Here is a 20,126-nt window from a genome sequence, read left to right as displayed (position 1 = left end):
GTGGCTTCGGCTTCGCTCAGCCACCTTCTTTATAAAATTCATGAATATCGATCGTTGAGCGGAGCCGAAGTGTACGTTTGCTTCGTGTTTGTGGCTTCGGCTAAGCTCAGCCTCCAAAATTAAAGACTGCCAAAAGCTTGTTCTAAATCGGCTTTTAAATCTTCAATATCTTCTAGACCAACAGATAAACGTATTAGGTCTTGACCTACACCAGCACTTTCTTGCTGTTCTGCCGTCAATTGTTGGTGTGTTGTACTTGCTGGGTGAATAATCAATGATTTGGTATCACCAATATTCGCTAACAATGAGAATAACTTAGTAGCATCAGTAACTTTTTTTGCAGCATCGAATCCACCTTTAACGCCAAAGGTAACCAATCCGCTTTGTCCTTTTGGTAAGTATTCTTTAGCCAACTCGTTGTATTTGTTACTTTTAAGTCCTGGGTAATTTACCCATTCTACTTCTGACCTACCTTCTAACCATGTAGCTAATTCTAATGCATTTGCACTGTGTTGCTTAATTCGAACTGGTAACGTCTCTAAACCTTGAATAATTTGGAATGCGTTGAACGGACTCAATGCGCCACCGAAATCGCGTAAGCCTTCTAATATTAATTTGAAGGTAAATGCTGCTGCTCCTAATGCTTCGCTATATACCAAACCGTGGTAACCGGCAGATGGCTCTGTGAACTCCGGGAATTTTCCGTTGGTCCAATCAAACGTACCTGCATCTATAATTGCTCCACCTAATGAAGTTCCTTGTCCGCCGATATATTTTGTTAATGAATGAATTACCAAGTTTGCCCCGTGTTCAATAGGATTTAATAATGACGGAGTAGCCACTGTATTATCTACAATAAATGGTACACCCGCTGCTTTTGATTCTTTTGAGATTGCTTTTAAATCCAACACATCTAACTTCGGATTCCCTAAAGACTCCACAAAAAATGCTCTTGTATTATCTTGTACTGCTTTTCCGAAATTTTCAGGATCAGAAGCATCTACGAAGGTTGTTGTAATACCTAATCTTGGAAGGGTAACATTCAATAAATTAAAAGTTCCACCATATAAACTGCTAGATGCCACTATGTGATCACCCGCTTTCAATAAAGTCAATAAACCTGTTGAGATTGCAGCCGTACCTGATGCAAAAACTACCGCTCCTACTCCGCCTTCTACTGCAGCCAACCTGTCTTGTAGAATTTGATTGGTAGGGTTGTTCAGTCTTGTATAAATGAAACCTAATTCACCTAGTGAAAATAAGTTTGCCGCATGGTCTGTATCGTTAAATACATACGATGATGTTTGGTAAATAGGCACTGCCCTTGTACCACCATTGGTAGTTGTGTCGTGACCTGCGTGTAATGCGTTTGTTGCTAATTTGTGATTACTCATGATTTTGTTGTTTTTAAAAATTGTTAATCCTAAGGATATTAAAAATTAAAAGCCAAACCTTGACCAGCATACTATGCGGGTAGGTAAAATCAAAAAGTTATAAGAAAGTAATATCGATGAAAAATCGTTTACTGTTATCCATCCCCTAAGGGTAGAATGTAGCACCTTCTTTGTATTGAACAAAGGGTTGCTAAGGTTTCAAAGGGTCTAATCCCTCCACCTTTCTTGATAACTATTCAATAAGTGTTTGAACTTTGAGTTAGCAAATATAAGGGCAGAAGATTCTAATAACCTAGTATTTTAAGAAAAATATATAATTTGAGGTTGTGTTGTTATTTTTCTGCGGGTTTCAAGGAAACGAGAAACCTCATCAGCTACGAGGTTCTCGATATACTTTTGTCCTAATAAAAAATTAGGTCAAAAGCACTCGAACTGACATTTTTTCCAACAACCAACAACCGACAACCATCAACCAACAACCATCAACCAACAACAATCAACCGACAACCAACAACCAACAGCCAACAACCAGAAACTAATCGATCATACCAGCACTCTTGTACTTATTTATATACTTCTGATCTTGCTCAGGAGAATCTTTGTAGTATTTTCTCATTTCTACTAAATCTGCTGTCAACTTTTTAACCGTAGCTGCATACGCTGGATCGTGGTACACATTGTTCATTTCCTTCGGATCATTTAATCTATCGTATAGTTCCCATTCGTCAACATCATAATAGAAATGTACTAGCTTAAATTCTTTATTTACAATTCCGTAATGGCGTTTTACCATATGTACCGACGGATATTCGTAATACTGATAATACACCGCATCTCTTGTCCACTTGTCTTTATCTCCTTTCAATAACGGAATCAGACTCTCGCCTTGCATATCACTTGGCGGCGTGATGCCTACCGCTTCTAACATGGTTTGTGCAAAATCTAAATTCTGAACCATTTCATTTTCTACAGAACCTGGTTTTACCACATTTGGCCAACGCACCAATAACGGAGTTTTAAAAGATTCATCATAAATAAATCGCTTGTCGAACCAACCGTGCTCTCCTAAATAAAATCCTTGGTCAGAGGTGTAAATAACTATCGTATTTTCTGCCAATCCGCTTTCATCCAAATAGTCTAATAGCCGACCTACATTATCATCTACCGAAGAAATACTACCCAAGTAGTCTTGCATATATCGCTGGTATTTCCATTTCATTTTCTCAGTATCGGTCATCTTTGGCCAATTGTCATAGAAGAAATCGTTGATGGAATCTAAAACCGGATCATACAACGCCTTTTGTTCTGCCGTAGCACGGTTATATGGACCATAAAAACTATTCGGAAATTCTTCTACCACAGGTAATACTTTGCCTTCCATTTTAGCTAAAGTTTCCGGTCTTATTTTGCTGTCATGACTATACATCATGTGGGTTAACAAATTCATTTCTGCAGTTTTCGCTGCAGAACCTCTATTGCTATAATCATCGAAAAGCGTTTCTGGTTCTGGGAATGTTTTCTGTGTAAACTCCTTAAATTTATCTGGTCTTGGCCACCATGGTCTATGCGGTGCTTTGTGCAAATACATCATCATAAATGGTTCGTCATCTGCAGCCTCTTCTTTTAACCAATCTAAAGATACATCTGTGATGATATCGGTAACATACCCTTGCTTGGTAATGGTATCGCCATTGGTAACAATGAAATCGGGATTGATATAATGCCCCTGACCCGGAAGTATCATAAACTCATCTACCCCTTTAGGGTTGTTACCAAAATGAAGCTTACCAAACATGGCTGTCTTATAGCCGTTCTCTTGAAATATTTGCGGAAAAGTGACTTGCGTAGTATCGAACGGAAAATAATTATCTACTTTTCCATTGATATGCGTATGCTTACCTGTCAATATTGTTGCTCGTGATGGTGCACAAATGGAGTTGGTAACACTCGCATTTGTAAACAACATTCCTTCTTTTGCCAAACGATTAATATTTGGTGTATTCAACAATTTATCATCATACGCGCTAATGGCTTGGTAGGCATGATCATCTGACATGATGAAAATGATATTAGGCTTCTTCTTTTTACTTTTTTGCGCTTCACTACTAATTGGTAACAGGAAAAGTAAAGCTGCTATGGTTAGGATTAGTTTATTCATTTTGGTTGTTGTTTGGTGAGATTGATTGGTGTTAAAAATGAAAAAATAAAATATTAGTGTCTATTTTAATTAGTATCTCATTCACCTTCAAAAAAATCGTTATCAAGCTCTTTAACTTCATAAACAGTTTTAATTTGAACACCTACATTATACTGATGCATTAAATCGACCAATTTGGCACCATCAATTAAAATAATTGAATGATGAGCTTCCCTTGCTTTTTTAGTAGCCCCAGAATCAAACGTAGAAGTTGTGATAAAAACTCCTTTACTAGTATCTCCACTCATGGCTCCTATAAAGTTCCTAATATCTTTTTCCCTTACTTTGCTTTCGTTATATCGTTTAGCTTGTGTATAAATTTTCTCAAGCCCTAGCTTATCTTCATTTATTATGCCATCGATTCCACCATCACTTGATTTTGAAGTTTCAATAAAATCTCCGTAGCCCATTTTTTTAAGAAGTATAAGAATTACCTTTTCAAAGTAATAAGGGTCTATTTCTTTTAACCTTTCTAATAGCTCAGTTTTAACTTCTGTTTCAATTGTAGAAAATCCCGAATCTATTAAATCTTGAGGAGTTGCATTTTCGACGTTAACCGAATCAATATCTACTTCATCTTCTTTTTTACTATTAACAGATTCTCGATGATTTATAAAATCCGAATCATTTTGAAGCTCGCTTAAACTTAAACTTCCACGTTCAAAAACCTTTTTACCTTTATCAGTTATTTGTACAAAACCTCTTTTGGGGTAAGATAAAAACTTTGCCATTTTAAGATAAGACTTACCCCACAATATCCTATCTAATAACACATTGGCACCTGAACTAGTCTTTTTATTTAATAAATCTATAGGTAATTCACTATAATATTTATCCCGAACTCTTGAAGCTAATTCTCTACTATTTAAAGAATCGACATTGCTTAAAATTTCCAATATTGGAACAAAAGTTTCATGATATTTTGGTAATTCCATTCAATTCTTAATTTTATTTTATACAATATGAATCTATTAAAATACACCCTACTCCAAAACAGAAAACTCTATACTAGAATCTGTAAACACCGTATGAGTTTGAGTTTTAAAGTCAGACTCATCTGCCTCGAAGATATTATCTACGTAAGTCTGCGGATTCAAATCTATTAACGGAAACCATGTGCTTTGTACTTGCACTTGTAGCTTGTGCCCTTTTTTAATGGTATGGAATACATCTTGCAACTTAATAGTAACATCTGTTTTTTGGTTCGCTACAAATGGTTCTGGTTCTGCAAAGCTATTTCTAAATCTACCTCTTAAGACTTCGCTACGTACCATTAAATGATAGTTGCTCATTCTCAAATGGTCTTGCATGCCTTGGTAAGCAGGTTCATCTGCTGGGTGAACGTCAATGATTTTAACGATCCAATCTGCGGCTGTACCTGTGGTTGCTACTTTTAGCTTCGCTAAAATGTCTCCTGCCAAAGTCATATCATTCTCCATCACTTCGGTTTCAAATACCAATACATCGCCACGACGAGCCGCAAAACGCTGATCGTCTGTCATGTATTTTCTCGGAGTAAATACCGTTTTAATATCTTCTGAATACGGAACCGGTTTTTTAATATCACTGATAAACTTCACCTCTTCAACTGCTTTTGGCTCAAAGGTCAGTTCTTGATTAGGAGATAAGTACATATCTTTTTTTACTACGCCTGCTGGTGGCCAGGTATCATAAGTCTTCCAATCTTTTCTACCGGTATCAAAAACGTATGCTTCCGGTAATCCGCTATTTTTATCTCCATTTCCTTTTAAGAAATGGTCAAAGAATTTGGCCTCTATATGCTCTTGAAAGAATTCTGAAATTCCGTCACCGAAGTAATAATTACCCACAATATTCTGACCTTTTCTTCTTGCCCATCCGCCGTGATCCCATGGTCCGAAAACTAAAGTGTTGTAATTATCGGCATTGTACTTTTCAATATTCTTGTAGGTCTCTAATGGTCCGTATAAATCTTCGGCATCAAACTCACCTGCAACAACCATAGTGGCAACAGTTGGTTTTACATTTTTTAAATGCTGAATCAAGCCTTTACTCTGCCACATTTCATCGTAATTAGGATGCTGCTTTAGCTCGTTCCAGAAATAATCATCGGTTACTCCTTCTTTTGCCATACGTGGCGTATCGGTCGTTTCGTATTCAAAGAAACGGTCTAGGTTTTTCAGCGGACCTTCATCTAAAAAGAACTGGTACTGATCTTCGGTCGGTAAATCTGGTAGTGTATACCATGCCGTATCTATAGGTTTATCGCCATCTGGTCTCGGAGTACCGAATAATGACGTTGCTCTAAAATAACTCAGTAAATACGCTCCGTTATGGTGAAAATCATCAAAAAAGAAATCGGCTATACTCGCCTGTGGCGATGCTGCTTTTAACGCTGGGTGTGCATCTACAACTGCGTATGTTGAATAGTAACCAGGATAGGAGATTCCCCATATACCCACATTACCATTATTGTTTTCTACATTATTTACCAGCCAGTCAATCGTATCATACGTATCTGAACTTTCATCGATATCTTTTTCAGATTTTTTATCGGGATTGAAAGCACGCATGTTCTCATAATGACCTTCGCTTAACCAACGACCACGAACATCTTGATAGACGACAATGTAGCCATCTTGCATCATATGAATATTCGGAGCAATTTTTGTTTTGAATTCTCCTTCTCCGTATGGTTGCGAACTATAGGGAGTTCGTTGCATGATAATCGGATATTCTTTTGAAGTGTCTTTTGGCGAATACACCGTAGTGTGCAGTTTAATACCGTCACGCATGGTGATATCGACTTCTTTCTTCGTGTAATTGTCTGCAACGTAGGTATCAGAAACTTCTGCGTCTGCTACTTTAGGTGCTGTTTTTCTACAGGAAACAAGCACTGTAGCTAGTAAAATAAAGGTAAAAAAGTGTTTGATGGTAATCTTCGGCATGTCTTAAGAATTTGAATTCTTAAAGCTAAGAAAGTTTACTCGATTTTTGAAGATTTATAGATAGGTAGACACAGGAAAATTTTGACCTATGGAATAACTAAGTTGAAGTTTATCAAATTACATCATAGATTATCAACTACGCTATTCAGATTAATAGACGGACTCAATATAATTTGAAAAATAAACGGTGCTATTTAGAAGGGGAAAATGTTTCATAAATGCTATCAGACGACAGCATTTATGAAGCAATTGTGAACAAGATTATACCATGAACAACTTTCTAACAAGCATAAGTATGCCTGAAAAAAAATCTCCTTTATATTCTTGAACAGTAGTTTCTTGGAGTAATTGTTTTTTCATTAAGTTAATGTTTAGTGTGTTGGAATTTAATCAGAAAAAGGAATTAATGCAACTGTTTTTTCAGATTTTTCAATTTCAAAATCCGAATAAATTTTCACCGAACGATATTCGGTTTTGTCTGCATCTAAAACAACATACTCAGAAATTAGGTCGGTTTCTTTTGAGCAAGATTGTAATATTACGCAAGCTAAAATAGCTAGAGAAATTCTGTGGGTTAATGACATGGCATTCGTAGGTTAAGTTATTACTTTAATAGGTTTTTCAAAGATTCGATACCCTTTAACAGTGTTAAATACAAGCTGACTTTTGGGGCTTCAACCTGAACTAAACGTTGTCCGTTTTTCGTTTGTACTAGTAATATATATTTCATCTTTTGTAGGTGGCGAGATTTGGGATTCTCTAATTATTACACTTCAAATATATGTAATCCTTTTCCTACAAAATAGATTTTGTGGTCAAACCATCTTAAGTTGTTGTGAAGGAGTGTTAATTCGCTTGTGAGGTAATTTCAAAACAAAAAAAAGCCCCGTGAAACACGAGGCTTTTATATTCTAATCATTTGAAAGACAATACTTATACTACATTAGTCATACTTTCTAACAGCAATGTATTTCGACTGTACTCAATATGACATATTGAAATATCATCTCATCATAAACAGCTACTTCGCTTCGCTAGCAATGACGTTATAAATTAAACGCTGACTTTATCTCTGCTACTTTATCTAATTTTTCCCAAGTGAATAATTCTACTTCTTTTTCGATACGACCGTTATATGGCGATTCAAAAACCTTAGTAACAGTTGTTGGCTGTTTACCCATGTGGCCGTATGCAGCGGTTTCTAGGTAAATTGGGTTTCTTAGTTTTAAACGATCTTCAATAGCAAAAGGTCTCATATCAAATAACTGCGCTACTTTCTTTGCAATATCACCATCGCTCAATCCTACTTTTGATGTTCCGTAGGTATCTACATAAATAGAGGTAGGCTCTACCACACCAATCGCATAACTAACTTGCACCAAAATCTCAGTTGCTACACCTGCAGCTACTAAATTCTTTGCTGCATGACGTGCTGCATAAGCTGCACTACGATCGACCTTACTTGGGTCTTTACCACTGAAAGCACCACCACCGTGAGCTCCTTTACCACCGTAGGTATCAACAATGATCTTACGACCTGTTAAACCGGTATCGCCATGCGGACCACCGATTACGAATTTACCTGTTGGGTTAATATGATACTTGATCTGATCATCAAATAATTTCTGAGTATCTGCAGGCAATTGCGCTTTTACTCTAGGTATTAATATTGAAATAATGTCAGACTTAATTTTCGCTAACATTTTTTCATCATCTGCATCAAAAGCATCATGCTGTGTAGAAACTACAATAGTATCTATACGTATTGGCTCATTGGCATCTGAATACTCTATAGTAACCTGTGCCTTAGCGTCTGGTCGTAAATAAGAAATCTCTTTATTCTCGCGGCGCATTTCTGCCAATGTATGCAGAATTTTGTGCGAGATATCTAAAGCTAATGGCATGTAGTTCTCGGTCTCGCTAGTTGCGTAACCGAACATCATACCTTGATCACCAGCACCTTGCTCTTCTTTTGAACCACGGTCAACACCTTGGCTAATATCTTGAGACTGCTCGTGTATCAACGATATTACTCCGCAAGAATCTCCGCTAAACTGGTATTCTCCTTTTGTATATCCTATTTTATTAATGACTTCACGGGCAATGTTTTGTACATCTAAATAGGTATCACTTTTTACCTCACCTGCTAATACAACTTGACCAGTGGTTACTAATGTCTCACAAGCAACTTTACTTTCTGGATCAAAGGCAAGAAAATTATCTAATAATGCGTCACTGATTTGATCCGCAACTTTGTCCGGATGTCCTTCACTAACAGATTCTGATGTAAATAAATATGGCATAACAATCTTTTTTTTTCAAAGGATTTGAATGAATGCCGAAAAGAAGTATGATGCGAAGTGATATCAACATCAACTGCTTTAGCATTTTTTTCGCTTTATACCCTAAGGCTAAAACAGAGGTTGCAATCAGTCAAATCCCTCCTCACTTTTTTAATTCAGATGCAAAAATAGAAAAAATGTTCTGTTCAATTCTTAATATGATGTTATTTATTGACTCAATTAAAAGATTTGATAATTCTTACTCTAAATCTGCTAGAATTAAAGATCATACTTCACAGACAATAATACATACCTAGGTTGTACAAAATAAGCTTGTGTACTAAAGAATAATTCGTTGGTACTATCTCTATTTAATGTAGTAGTGTTTAATAGGTTTGTTCCTTTAATACCATATTCCCAACGGCTATCTTTCTTTTGATATGTTAGGTCAGATTCTAAAAAACTATAAGTATTAGAAATGGTATCGGCATCATCGGTATAATTGTAATAATCATAATCTACCGTGAATATGAAGTTCTTTAAAAAACTGGCATCAAAACGAGCATAAGGTCTGCTCGTATAAAATGTGGTTTGTAAATCTCCATTCTCGTAATTGTTTACCGTATACCTATAGCCTAATTCTAAATTAGGAGCGTCTTTGAAATTGGTAGAAAGCGCTGCATTATAATTCTGTGTTAATGAATTTGATGTTCGTTGCGCGTTGTCAACCAAGTTGTTTGTAGTAGACCAACCCAAATTACCTTGTATCGATGCTTTTATTTTACCGAACGTACGCTCATATTTTCCGCTTGCGGTTAAAGATTCATCATCAAAATTAGAATTGATAGTACTACTTACTCTATTGATGCCAATAATATTCACGCCGCTTTTTAAAGCATCTATTCTTTTGGTGTATGCTACATTCGCAAAAATATTGGTAAAGTTGAACATATTGAAGCTGAAGAAATTTAGAGACAAATTATGGTTCAATGAACTTTCTAAATCGCGATTACCACTATACAACGAATTGTAATTATTAAGCACATAACCTTGCGCAAAATTACTGACATCTGTAAACGAACGGGTTACGCGATAATTAAAACGAAGATTCTCTGATTTCTTTAGCTGGGCGTTAATATATAAGTCAGGCAGCAAAGACGTTAAATTATCTTCTACCACTGTACCTAATTGTTCATTCTTAACATTGAACTGATGTAGCGTAACACCAGGGTTAAAAGTGAATATCCCCGAAATAACTTTGTAATGTAAGCCTGCATATACATCAGATACGTGGAACGCTACTTCATTACCAAACTCATCGCCGCTCATATTTAAAACAGACTCATTATCTAATATCTGAAATATGTTTGAATTGAAATTCTGATTACTCTGTGTAGTACCTAAGGTTAAATTAATATTGCTTTTACTCCCCAACACCCTATAATAATCTACCTTGGCATCGACCTTATTGGTCACGACACTTTTTGCCTGATTGATATTATATAAATCTTGATTTTCATCTACAGGGAAAATATCTACAAAGGCAAATTCGTTACGTATTGCTTCATAAAACGGATCTTCATCAGCGTATAAATATTGTGCCTCTACCGCAAATATGTTCTTTTCGTTTAAGGTGTAGTAGATATTTAAATTCTGATTTACAGATAAGGGTTTCTGCTTTTTCACCTCATCAATTTGATCGGTAATGGAAGAAATGGAAAGTACGTTAACTTCCTCTCTATCATCCGATTGTTTCAAAAGTGCATCAAAATCTAACTGAAAATCTTCATTAGGTTTGTATTTGGCACTCAATTTTGCCAAACCTAAATGTACGGTTTGGTCTGTATTGGTGGTGGTGCTTTCGATATCATTACTGGCAATATATGATGTGGTTCCTTCAGATTTCATGAGCGTACCGGTGTAAGAATAAATTCCGAATCCGCTTAAATCCAACCCTTCCATCGGAGCATAACTGAAATTAGCCGCTGCAAATTTGGTGTCAATATCATTTGCCCTATTATTCTGTGCCGAAGAAAGTCCTAATGCATCGGCACCTGTAGAAATGGAACTACCTCCCCTGGAATTCAAGTTTCTGAATCCGCCTGTAAAGTTTCTATAATCGTTACGGGTAAAAGGTACTTCACCTATATTATTTAAATCGGTGATGATATTAATACTGTATTTAGGACTGTAATAAAATAACTTCGGATGCGCCAAATACCTATCATCAGGACCATAACCTGCTGTTAGCTCTCCAAACCAAAAATTCTTTTTCCCCTCTTTTAACTTTATATTTAAAGCTACATTGTCATCGTCATTAGTCAATCCTTTCATTTGAGAAACTTCATTGAAATTACGTAACACCTCTACTTTACTTAAGGCATTGGCAGGAATATTCTCTACCGCCAACTTCGTATCGCCATCGAAAAAATCTTTACCTTCTACCATGATCTTACTCACGGTCTTACCCTCTACTTCTATTTGACCATCATCGTTTATCTCAATACCGGGAAGGTTTTCTAAAACGTCTTTCAACTTCTTTTCTGTACCAGAAACAAAGGCATCGGTATCATAAACTATAGTATCTCCTTTTACAGAAACCGGCATTTCATAGGTTACATCTACCTCATCTAATTGTGCCGCTTGCTCTTGCATTACAATATCTTTGACGGCATCTTGCTCGCCGGCAGTAAATGTGAACGATTCTGGTTTAAAACCGAGATAACTCACTTTTACCGTATACTGCTCCCCTGTTTTCAATTTCAATTTAAAGAGTCCCGCATGATTGGTAATTCCGTACGATTCTAAACCTTGTGTTGCAGTATTTATGGCAATAACGTTCGCCATATCTACACCAACGCCCAAGCTATCTTTAACAGTACCTGATAACGATATTTCTTGAGCCGAACCAATCGTTGCCACTAGTAGCAATAAGACTAAAAGCACTTTATTTTTCATATGATAAGTGTAAAAAGAAATGAATTATGAAGAACTAATTTTAGTTTGGTCTACCGCCACCACGACCGCCACGGTTTCTAAAATTCTCACGCATTTCTTTCATCTTCTCTTGAGAGATTTCATCATATTCTGCCTGCGTTACTTTCTTGCCTTTACTTGGCGCTTTTATTTCAATTTTCTCTGAAGGGTTCATCGTAATTTCAGAGCAAACGATAGTTGTAATATCATCATTTACGGCGAGTATCAAACCTGGTAATCCCCAATACAATCCTGGACCTTGATTAATAGGCACTTCAGGAGTATACCATGCTACAATCTCCACTTCTTTTATTGTGAATTCTTCCACTTTATTCTCCTCCTCTTTATTTTCTTCACCCCTACCCGGTCTTCTGAAAATAGCGCTCATATTTGGTCTTTTGATAGTCTTTGTAGCTGTTGCCTTAAAAGCAGTATAATTACCTATTTTCTTAGATTCGCTACCCATTTTCCACGCTAAGGCTTCTAATTCATCATCGATCAAGAAAATTTTACCCAGTAATTCATTCTTTATCAAATACCGCTGATCTTTTATATTCTTATATAAATCTCCATCTGTACCAGCCATTCCACCAAAGCGCGGACCACGACCGCCACCTCTTTCACCTGGTTGTTCCAGTTTTTCTTCCTCTTTATAAAAAGATGCTGTTTTATCAAAAGTGAGCACAAAAGTTTTTTCATTAGCCTTTTTTATACGCTCCATCATAGCTTTCTTTCGGTCTTCTGGTATATTTCTATTACCAAAATCGAAATTTACTTGAGTTTTACTCTGATATACTGCCTTACCTTGAAAATCTTGTGCTTGCGCGGTAACACCTGTAAAAACAATTGCAAATGCTATAAACCAATTAAATCTTTTCATTTTCTAGAATTAAATATAGAAGTATGACATTATTTTTCGCTTTTGGTTTAATCGATATCTGTTAATAAATGAATTCAGGTAATTATTTTTATGCCATACAACAAATATGTTTTTACTTCCTGTAGTTATCTTGTATCTTGTACCATCAGAATCTTATTCTGAAATAAGAACACAACCATTAATCAATTTAATTCTATGCACATAGCAGTTGCCGGAAATATCGGTGCCGGAAAAACAACCCTAACTAGATTACTTTCAAAACATTATAAATGGGAAGCTCATTATGAAGATGTTGTTGAGAACCCATATTTAGATGATTTTTACAATCAGATGGAACGCTGGAGTTTTAACCTTCAGATATACTTTTTAAACAGTAGGTACCGCCAAATTCTTCAAATTAAAGAAAGCGGTAAAGAAATAATTCAGGATAGAACTATTTATGAGGATGCGCATATTTTTGCACCCAACTTACATGCTATGGGTCTTATGACCAATAGAGATTTTCAGAACTATTCTAGTTTATTTGATTTGATGGAGTCCTTAGTCGATCCGCCAGATCTTTTAATTTACCTACGTAGTTCAATCCCTAACTTGGTGAAGCAAATTCACAAGAGAGGTAGAGAGTATGAAAACACGATTTCAATTGACTATTTAAGTCGATTGAACGAACGTTACGAAGCTTGGATTCATGGATATGAAAAAGGAAACTTATTGATCATCGATGTAGACGATTTAGATTTTGTTGACAACCCTGAAGATTTAGGTAGCATACTTAACAAAATTGACGCTCAAATTAACGGTCTATTTTAAGTTCACTTTCGCAAAGCTCGAAACCAATGGAAAATTTTGAAAAAAAAGCGACTCGCTTTCTTCAAGATGGAATTCCGTTTTTATTCATTATTGATTTTGAAAATTCAGTAAAACAGGTTTTTACTTTTGAAGAAGCTGCAAACGAAAACATCTTCTTCAACATCAAAGGCAATGGTAATGATGAAAATCTTGCCAAAAATAATCTTGAAGGTGTCGATTTTGACTTAAAACCAACAATGGTTTCTAAAGAAATTTACGCGAAAGCTTTTAACACCGTTAAACAAGAACTAAATAATGGCAATAGCTTTTTGCTAAATCTTACATTCCCTACTGCTCTTAAGACAGCAATAGATTTACATGAGATTTATCAAAAAGCCCATGCGCCATATAAGCTTTTTTACAAAGACAAATTCGTTGTTTTTTCGCCGGAATGTTATCTCAAAATAAAGAACGGAAGCATTTTTTCGTACCCAATGAAAGGTACCATCAGCAGCAATGTGCCGAATGCTGAAGAATTATTATTGTCGAATAAAAAAGAACTGTACGAGCATAATACTATCGTGGATCTTATACGGAACGACCTTTCTATGATTGCCAAAAAAGTAAGGGTCAATAAATTTAGATTCGTAGATAAAATTAAAAAAGGAGATCAAGAACTATTGCAGACCAGTACCGAAATTCAAGGCGAATTACCTGAGAACTGGAAAGATAACTTTGCCTCTTTATTACTAAAAACACTACCGGCAGGATCCATAAGCGGAGCGCCAAAAAAGAAAACTTTAGAAATTATTTCTAAAGCAGAAATCGCACCACGTGGTTTCTATACCGGAATCTTTGGAGTCTTCGACGGAAAGCAAATCGATAGCGCTGTAAGCATTCGATTTATAGAAAAAATAAACGACAAACTTGTTTACAAAAGTGGCGGTGGCATTACTCACTTGAGCGAGATGGAAGAAGAATACCAAGAACTTTTAGAAAAAATATATGTACCCATTATTTGAATCTGTTTGTATTGAGAATAGCCAAATTAAGAATGCAGCATACCATGAGGCTAGATTCAATAAGTCTTATTTGCAGCAGTATAAAACCCACCCAACCTATACGTTGTTCGATGGCATACATCTAACAAATTTAGACGACACCTTAAAATATAAGTTGCGCATAGGTTACAAACAAAATGGTACTCGCTACTCTATATCTGAATATGAAAATAGCATAGCGACCTCACTAAAATTGGTGAGCGACGACACCATTTCTTACGCCTTAAAAAAGAACAATCGCAAAAAGTTAAATGCCCTTTTTTTACAAAGAGAAGAAGCTGATGATGTATTGATTATTAAAAACGGACTAGTTACAGACGCATCTTACTCAAACATACTTTTCTTTGACGGCAAACAAATAGTAACGCCCACTACTCCACTACTTGAAGGTACTTGCAGAGCAAGACTTTTAGCTATAAACCGTATTGTCGAGAAATCTATTTCGGTAGCTGAGCTACAAAATTTTGAAAGTTTTCAGTTGATCAATGCTCTCAATGACTTTGATGAAAGCAGGTGGATTCCCATTGAAAATATTAAGAAGGATTAAAACTTAAATGAATCCGTTTTTTTTGGCGTGGTCTATAGCTTCTGCTGTTTTATTGACCATTAAGAAGGGAATATCCTTAAAATCTACAAATAGATTTTCTATTCTCCTCATTCGTTTTGAGTGATTTACACTTCGTAAATAAATAGCTTTTATTCTACCAGGAAAAAGTGTGGAAATCTCCTGGTAAATATCCCCATCTTTTTCACCACTATCGCCGATTAGTATAAATTTTAAATCTGGATAGGATTTTAATAAGTTCGATATCTCTTTCTGTTTCTGCGGCTTCTCATCACTTTTCGTTCTCACTTTAAAGCTCGCCATACTACGTAATAGAATAGGTCCTTTGGGGAAATTATTCGTTTTTAAGAATAGCTCAAGATATCTATACAAATTCCACGGACTATGACTTACATAAAATATTGGGTTTGCTTCATTACCTGTTTTACCTTGGTGTAGTTTTGTGTAAAAATCTGAAGTTCCCTCTAACTGTAATCGCTTGGTCGCTCGTTTGAACATGGTATTCAAAATCACTTTCCATTTTAGCGAAGAAACTACGCCTGTATGCAGAATAGTATCATCAATATCGCTGATAACCCCAAACTTGGCATGCTCACTAGGTATCAACATCTCACCCGGAAAACGGTTCTGTAGAATTATCTCTCGTTTTAAATTGGCTTTGGTAAATGACAAATCGAATGTTACCCAACCTTCTTCATTTGCTAATTTTTCGAGTCCCGATATATTCTCATCAATTAGATAATACCCGTCTCCGTCAGTGGTTCCTTCAACTGTTTCACCATTAGAGAAGGTGATTTTTAAAGGCGCATTTTTAATTTCATCGGTTTCAAAACGCTTCCAGGTATTCTTCATCAGATTGAAAATGCCTTTCTGATCTAAATCGATATTTTCATCTTCAATAGCTCTACCCCTAACATACAAGCGACTAGTGCTTCCGTATGACTGAAAGTTGATGATTTGAAGTTTATCTTTTTTGAAAATACCCATGGCCTTAAAATTACGGTCTTTCAACAACCTTTAAAATTTTTATTTCAAGAATTATTGATTTTACCACCTATAAGCAATTATTCTAAGTGCCTGTTTCAAATGAATGTCTCTTTCACTCACTCAAAAGCAGCGTTAACTCATTACTCATTTCATAGCCTTTAGGTTTACCATAGTTTTAGACAAGCAAATAAATAATAACCCTACTTGTTTATGCAAGTCTAAAATTCAAATATTATGAGACCAAAAAAGAATCCACAGAAAGACCTGAACAAAAAGAGCGGAATGTTCTTTGTAATCGGATTACTATTAGTATTAGGTATGGTATACACCGCCTTAGAATGGAAATCATTTGACCCCATCTATGACATTGATGTTGCCATGAACGATATTGACCCCTCTATTGAAGAAGAGCCTACTGTTTTTCAATTAGAAGTAACTCCACCACCTAAACCACCAGTTTTACCAACTGAGATAGAAATTATCGACGATGATGACCCAACTGACGAAACTGAAGTTATCGCCATCGAAGTAACACCAGATACCGAAGTTATTGACATGTCTGATCTTGATGTTGAAGAAGTGCCTGAGGAAGTAAAAGTAAACTGGATTACCATTGAAGAAATCCCAGTTTTCCCAGGTTGTGAAAATGAAAAAGATAAAAGAGCTTGCTTTAATGACATGATGCAAAAACATATCAAAAAAAACTTTCGTTACCCAGAACTAGCACAAGAGATGAACATTCAAGGTAGAGTGAATACTATGTTCATGATAAATAGTGATGGCACTATTGGCGCTATTCAAAAAAGAGGTCCGCATGATGTATTAGAAAAAGAAGCGGTAAGGATACTATCAAAACTGCCAAAAATGACTCCCGGTAAACAAAGAGGTGCTGCCGTAAAAGTATCTTTTGCCATACCGATTACATTCCATCTACAATAGTTCAATAAACAAAAAACCATCAGCAATGCTGATGGTTTTTTTATAATGTAAGCGTGAAATTACTGTTTATTAATCTCCACTTTTTCTATAGTAATTTCTGTAGCGGTTCCTTTCTTTTCAATTGTTGCATTTTCAAATGCTTGCAATTGTGCCTCAACCTCTGCTTTTGTACCATTATAGACTATTTCTTCAGTAATAGATTCACCATTTACCGTAGTAGAATAGGTAACAATAGCTTCCGCCAAATCAGCACTTTCTACATTCATTTCTATTGTAACCTCTTTTGTATCATTTAATAATGCAACACCTTCTTCTGCATGACCTCCTAATATTGGTGCAATTACCAAACCGATCAAGCAAGTCAATTTAATTAAAATGTTCATTGAAGGACCTGAAGTATCTTTAAACGGATCACCAACAGTATCACCAGTTACAGCTGCCTTATGAGCTTCTGAACCTTTATACGTCATTTCACCATTAATCTCAACCCCTGCTTCAAATGATTTCTTGGCATTATCCCAAGCACCACCGGCGTTGTTTTGAAAGATTGCCCATAATACACCCGATACGGTAACACCAGCCATATAACCACCTAACATTTCTGCAATCGCCAATTTGTTCATTCCGAATAGCATAGGAACGAATGCAATGACCAACGGAAAACCTATAGTTAATAAACCAGGTAACATCATTTCTTTCAAAGAAGCTTTTGTAGAGATAGCTACACATTTATCATATTCTGGCTTGCCCGTACCTTCCATAATACCAGGTATCTCTTTAAACTGACGTCTAACTTCCTGCACCATTTCCATAGCAGCTTTACCAACAGCATTCATTGCCAATGCAGAGAATACTACCGGCACCATACCACCAACAAATAACATTGCCAATACCGGAGCTTTAAATATGTTGATACCATCAATGCCCGTGAAAGTCACATAGGCAGCAAATAATGCCAAAGATGTTAATGCTGCAGAAGCAATAGCGAAACCTTTACCTGTAGCCGCAGTTGTGTTACCTACAGAATCTAATATATCTGTTCTTTCTCTTACGATAGGTTCTTGCTCACTCATTTCGGCAATACCACCTGCATTATCAGAAATTGGTCCGAAGGCATCAATCGCCAATTGCATAGCTGTAGTTGCCATCATTGCAGAGGCGGCTAAAGCAACACCGTAAAACCCTGCAAATGCATAAGATGCCCAAATAGCACCTGCGAACAATAAAACTGATGGGAATGTAGAAATCATACCCGTTGCCAAACCTGCGATAATATTCGTACCCGCACCTGTTGAAGATTGCTGTACAATTTTTAGGATAGGAGACTTCCCTAATCCTGTATAATATTCTGTTACTGAAGAAATCACTGCACCTACTACTAAACCTACCAAAGTGGCATAGAATACACGCATTGAAGATATTTCCAAAAGTCCTTCACCAAAAAATTCCATTTTCATGGTTTCGGGCAACATCCAAGTAACCAAACCAAAACATGAGATTGCAACCAAAACAATTGATGTCCAGTTACCAATATTCAAAGCACCCATTACCTCAGCTTCTTTGGCATCGTTACTTTTTATTTTTACCAACATGGTACCGATGATAGATATAATAATACCTGCACCCGCAATTGCCATTGGCAATAATATTGGTCCGATACCACCAAAGGCATCGGTAATATTACCACCCATATCTTTAATTACATAGTTACCCAAAACCATAGCTGCCAAAACTGTTGCTACATATGACCCAAATAAATCTGCACCCATACCGGCAACATCACCTACGTTATCACCAACATTATCGGCAATTGTAGCTGGGTTACGTGGATCATCTTCTGGTATACCAGCTTCTACCTTACCTACTAAATCTGCACCTACATCGGCTGCTTTGGTATAAATACCGCCACCTACACGAGCAAATAGTGCAATAGACTCCGCACCTAAAGAGAAACCTGCAAGGGTTTCTAAAACTATTGTCATATCCATAGTCGATGTCCAAACACCGCCCATAAAAAACTGAAAGAATACTATAAAGAATATCGTAAGTCCTAATACCGCTAAACCAGCAACACCAAGTCCCATAACGGTACCACCACCAAAAGATATTTTTAATGCATTAGGCAAACTTGTACGTGCTGCCTGTGTAGTTCTTACATTAGTCTTGGTTGCTATTTTCATACCTATATTACCTGCGTAGGCAGAAAATACCGCTCCAAAAATAAATGCTATTACAATTAGCCAATGTGTTGTTGGCACTACGAAAGAAACGATTGCAAGCAGAATACTTACAACGACCACGAATATAGCCAGAAGCCTGTATTCTGCACTTAAAAAGGCTAGAGCACCTTCATAAATGTGATCTGATATTTCTTTCATTTTTCCATCTCCGGCGTGTTGTTTCATCACCCAAGATCTTTTAATGCCCATGTAAATTAGGCCTAATACTGCCATAAGAATTGGCATGTAAATCATCATTGACTCCATTTAATCTATTTGTTAGTTGTTAGTTCGACTAATGTAGTAAATTAGAATAGAATAAAAAAAGCCACTTTTTATTAAAAAAAGTGGCTCAAATGATGTAAAATATTATTTATATTACAAAAGTGCGCTTCGCTTTGTGCTCACTATCATCATATCTCTTAACACATTCGTGGTAAATTTCGATTGCTTTAGCAGCATCGCTCCACCCGCCTGTATCAACTTTTTTCTCTTCTAAATCTTTATATACTTGAAAGAAATGTTCGATTTCTTTTAATCTATGCGGATTCAAATCGCTTATATCATTGTTATTGCTCCAGATTGGATCTGAAACCGGTACACAGATAATTTTCTCATCTGGACCTTTCTCATCTGTCATGTGAAATACACCTATAGGTTTTACTTCCATCACCGTCATTGGATATGTAGGTTCTGTTCCCATTACTAAAACGTCTAATGGATCTTTATCTAACGCTAAAGTTTCAGGTATGAATCCGTAATCACCAGGATACATCATTGAAGAAAACAACATACGGTCAAAACGAATTTTATGTAAATCAAAATCGTATTCGTATTTGTTTCTGCTTCCTTTCGGAATTTCTATTAAAACATCAAAGGTTAAGCCTTTTGCTGCTGCCATATTAAAAAT

At 36.2% G+C, this 20,126-nt stretch carries 15 protein-coding genes and 1 riboswitch; of the genes, 4 read left to right on the top strand and 11 right to left on the bottom strand.

The features are described from left to right. Positions 1-119: 119 nt before the first annotated feature. The 8 genes from ACJJVT_RS00340 to ACJJVT_RS00305 all read right to left on the bottom strand — a co-directional run bounded on the left by ACJJVT_RS00340 (position 120) and on the right by ACJJVT_RS00305 (position 12,656). Positions 120-1,394 carry an O-acetylhomoserine aminocarboxypropyltransferase/cysteine synthase family protein gene (locus ACJJVT_RS00340; RefSeq protein WP_405395526.1) on the bottom strand — a complete coding sequence of 425 codons (1,275 nt, stop codon included), beginning with the start codon at positions 1,392-1,394 and terminating at the stop codon, positions 120-122. Between the two features lie 131 nt (positions 1,395-1,525). Then, positions 1,526-1,629: riboswitch (SAM riboswitch) on the bottom strand. A gap of 300 nt (positions 1,630-1,929) precedes the next feature. Continuing rightward, entirely contained in the window at positions 1,930-3,552 is a 1,623-nt protein-coding gene (locus tag ACJJVT_RS00335; RefSeq protein ID WP_405395525.1) for a sulfatase, read from the bottom strand. A gap of 77 nt (positions 3,553-3,629) precedes the next feature. Then, positions 3,630-4,526 (bottom strand): restriction endonuclease, encoded by an 897-nt coding sequence (locus ACJJVT_RS00330; RefSeq protein WP_405395524.1) that lies wholly within the window; start codon positions 4,524-4,526, stop codon positions 3,630-3,632. 48 nt (positions 4,527-4,574) lie between these two features. Then, complete coding sequence (locus ACJJVT_RS00325) at positions 4,575-6,518, bottom strand: CocE/NonD family hydrolase (protein ID WP_405395522.1); 1,944 nt, start codon at positions 6,516-6,518, stop codon at positions 4,575-4,577. Between the two features lie 386 nt (positions 6,519-6,904). Continuing rightward, positions 6,905-7,102, bottom strand: coding sequence for a hypothetical protein (locus tag ACJJVT_RS00320; RefSeq protein ID WP_405395521.1), 198 nt, complete (start codon positions 7,100-7,102; stop codon positions 6,905-6,907). 462 nt (positions 7,103-7,564) lie between these two features. Continuing rightward, positions 7,565-8,821 carry a methionine adenosyltransferase gene (metK, locus tag ACJJVT_RS00315; RefSeq protein WP_405395520.1) on the bottom strand — a complete coding sequence of 419 codons (1,257 nt, stop codon included), beginning with the start codon at positions 8,819-8,821 and terminating at the stop codon, positions 7,565-7,567. A gap of 258 nt (positions 8,822-9,079) precedes the next feature. Next, the gene (locus ACJJVT_RS00310) at positions 9,080-11,758 is read right to left on the bottom strand and encodes a carboxypeptidase regulatory-like domain-containing protein (protein ID WP_405395518.1); all 2,679 of its coding nucleotides are present in this window, start codon (positions 11,756-11,758) and stop codon (positions 9,080-9,082) included. A 40-nt stretch (positions 11,759-11,798) separates the two neighbouring features. Further along, positions 11,799-12,656, bottom strand: a complete 858-nt coding sequence (locus ACJJVT_RS00305) for a GLPGLI family protein (RefSeq protein ID WP_405395516.1) — start codon at positions 12,654-12,656, stop codon at positions 11,799-11,801. A gap of 195 nt (positions 12,657-12,851) precedes the next feature. On the opposite strand from ACJJVT_RS00305, the gene ACJJVT_RS00300 reads away from it, so the two are divergent. The 3 genes from ACJJVT_RS00300 to ACJJVT_RS00290 are packed head-to-tail and all read left to right on the top strand — an operon-like array spanning position 12,852 to position 15,053. Then, positions 12,852-13,466, top strand: a complete 615-nt coding sequence (locus ACJJVT_RS00300) for a deoxynucleoside kinase (protein WP_405395515.1) — start codon at positions 12,852-12,854, stop codon at positions 13,464-13,466. A 26-nt stretch (positions 13,467-13,492) separates the two neighbouring features. After that, a complete protein-coding gene (locus ACJJVT_RS00295; protein WP_405395514.1) occupies positions 13,493-14,467 on the top strand; it encodes an aminodeoxychorismate synthase component I in 975 nt (324 codons plus the stop codon). Next, entirely contained in the window at positions 14,451-15,053 is a 603-nt protein-coding gene (locus ACJJVT_RS00290) for an aminotransferase class IV (protein WP_405395512.1), read from the top strand. The genes ACJJVT_RS00295 and ACJJVT_RS00290 overlap by 17 nt, the downstream gene beginning before the upstream one ends. Positions 15,054-15,056: 3 nt before the next feature. Here ACJJVT_RS00290 and ACJJVT_RS00285 read toward each other — a convergent pair whose 3' ends face one another. Then, positions 15,057-16,058, bottom strand: a complete 1,002-nt coding sequence (locus ACJJVT_RS00285; RefSeq protein WP_405395510.1) for an App1 family protein — start codon at positions 16,056-16,058, stop codon at positions 15,057-15,059. A 234-nt stretch (positions 16,059-16,292) separates the two neighbouring features. Here ACJJVT_RS00285 and ACJJVT_RS00280 point away from each other — a divergent pair, with 234 nt between their 5' ends. After that, complete coding sequence (locus ACJJVT_RS00280; RefSeq protein WP_405395508.1) at positions 16,293-16,997, top strand: energy transducer TonB; 705 nt, start codon at positions 16,293-16,295, stop codon at positions 16,995-16,997. A 59-nt stretch (positions 16,998-17,056) separates the two neighbouring features. On the opposite strand, the gene ACJJVT_RS00275 is transcribed toward ACJJVT_RS00280, so the two are convergent. Together ACJJVT_RS00275 and ACJJVT_RS00270 are read right to left on the bottom strand one after the other, a co-directional pair. Continuing rightward, complete coding sequence (locus ACJJVT_RS00275; RefSeq protein WP_405395507.1) at positions 17,057-19,483, bottom strand: sodium-translocating pyrophosphatase; 2,427 nt, start codon at positions 19,481-19,483, stop codon at positions 17,057-17,059. 106 nt (positions 19,484-19,589) lie between these two features. Further along, the gene (locus ACJJVT_RS00270; protein WP_299325260.1) at positions 19,590-20,117 is read right to left on the bottom strand and encodes an inorganic diphosphatase; all 528 of its coding nucleotides are present in this window, start codon (positions 20,115-20,117) and stop codon (positions 19,590-19,592) included. Positions 20,118-20,126 lie beyond the last annotated feature (9 nt).

This window comes from Maribacter sp. Asnod2-G09, from assembly GCF_045063795.1.
In the GTDB taxonomy this organism is placed as follows: domain Bacteria; phylum Bacteroidota; class Bacteroidia; order Flavobacteriales; family Flavobacteriaceae; genus Maribacter.
This window is presented reverse-complemented; position numbering and strand designations above follow the sequence as displayed.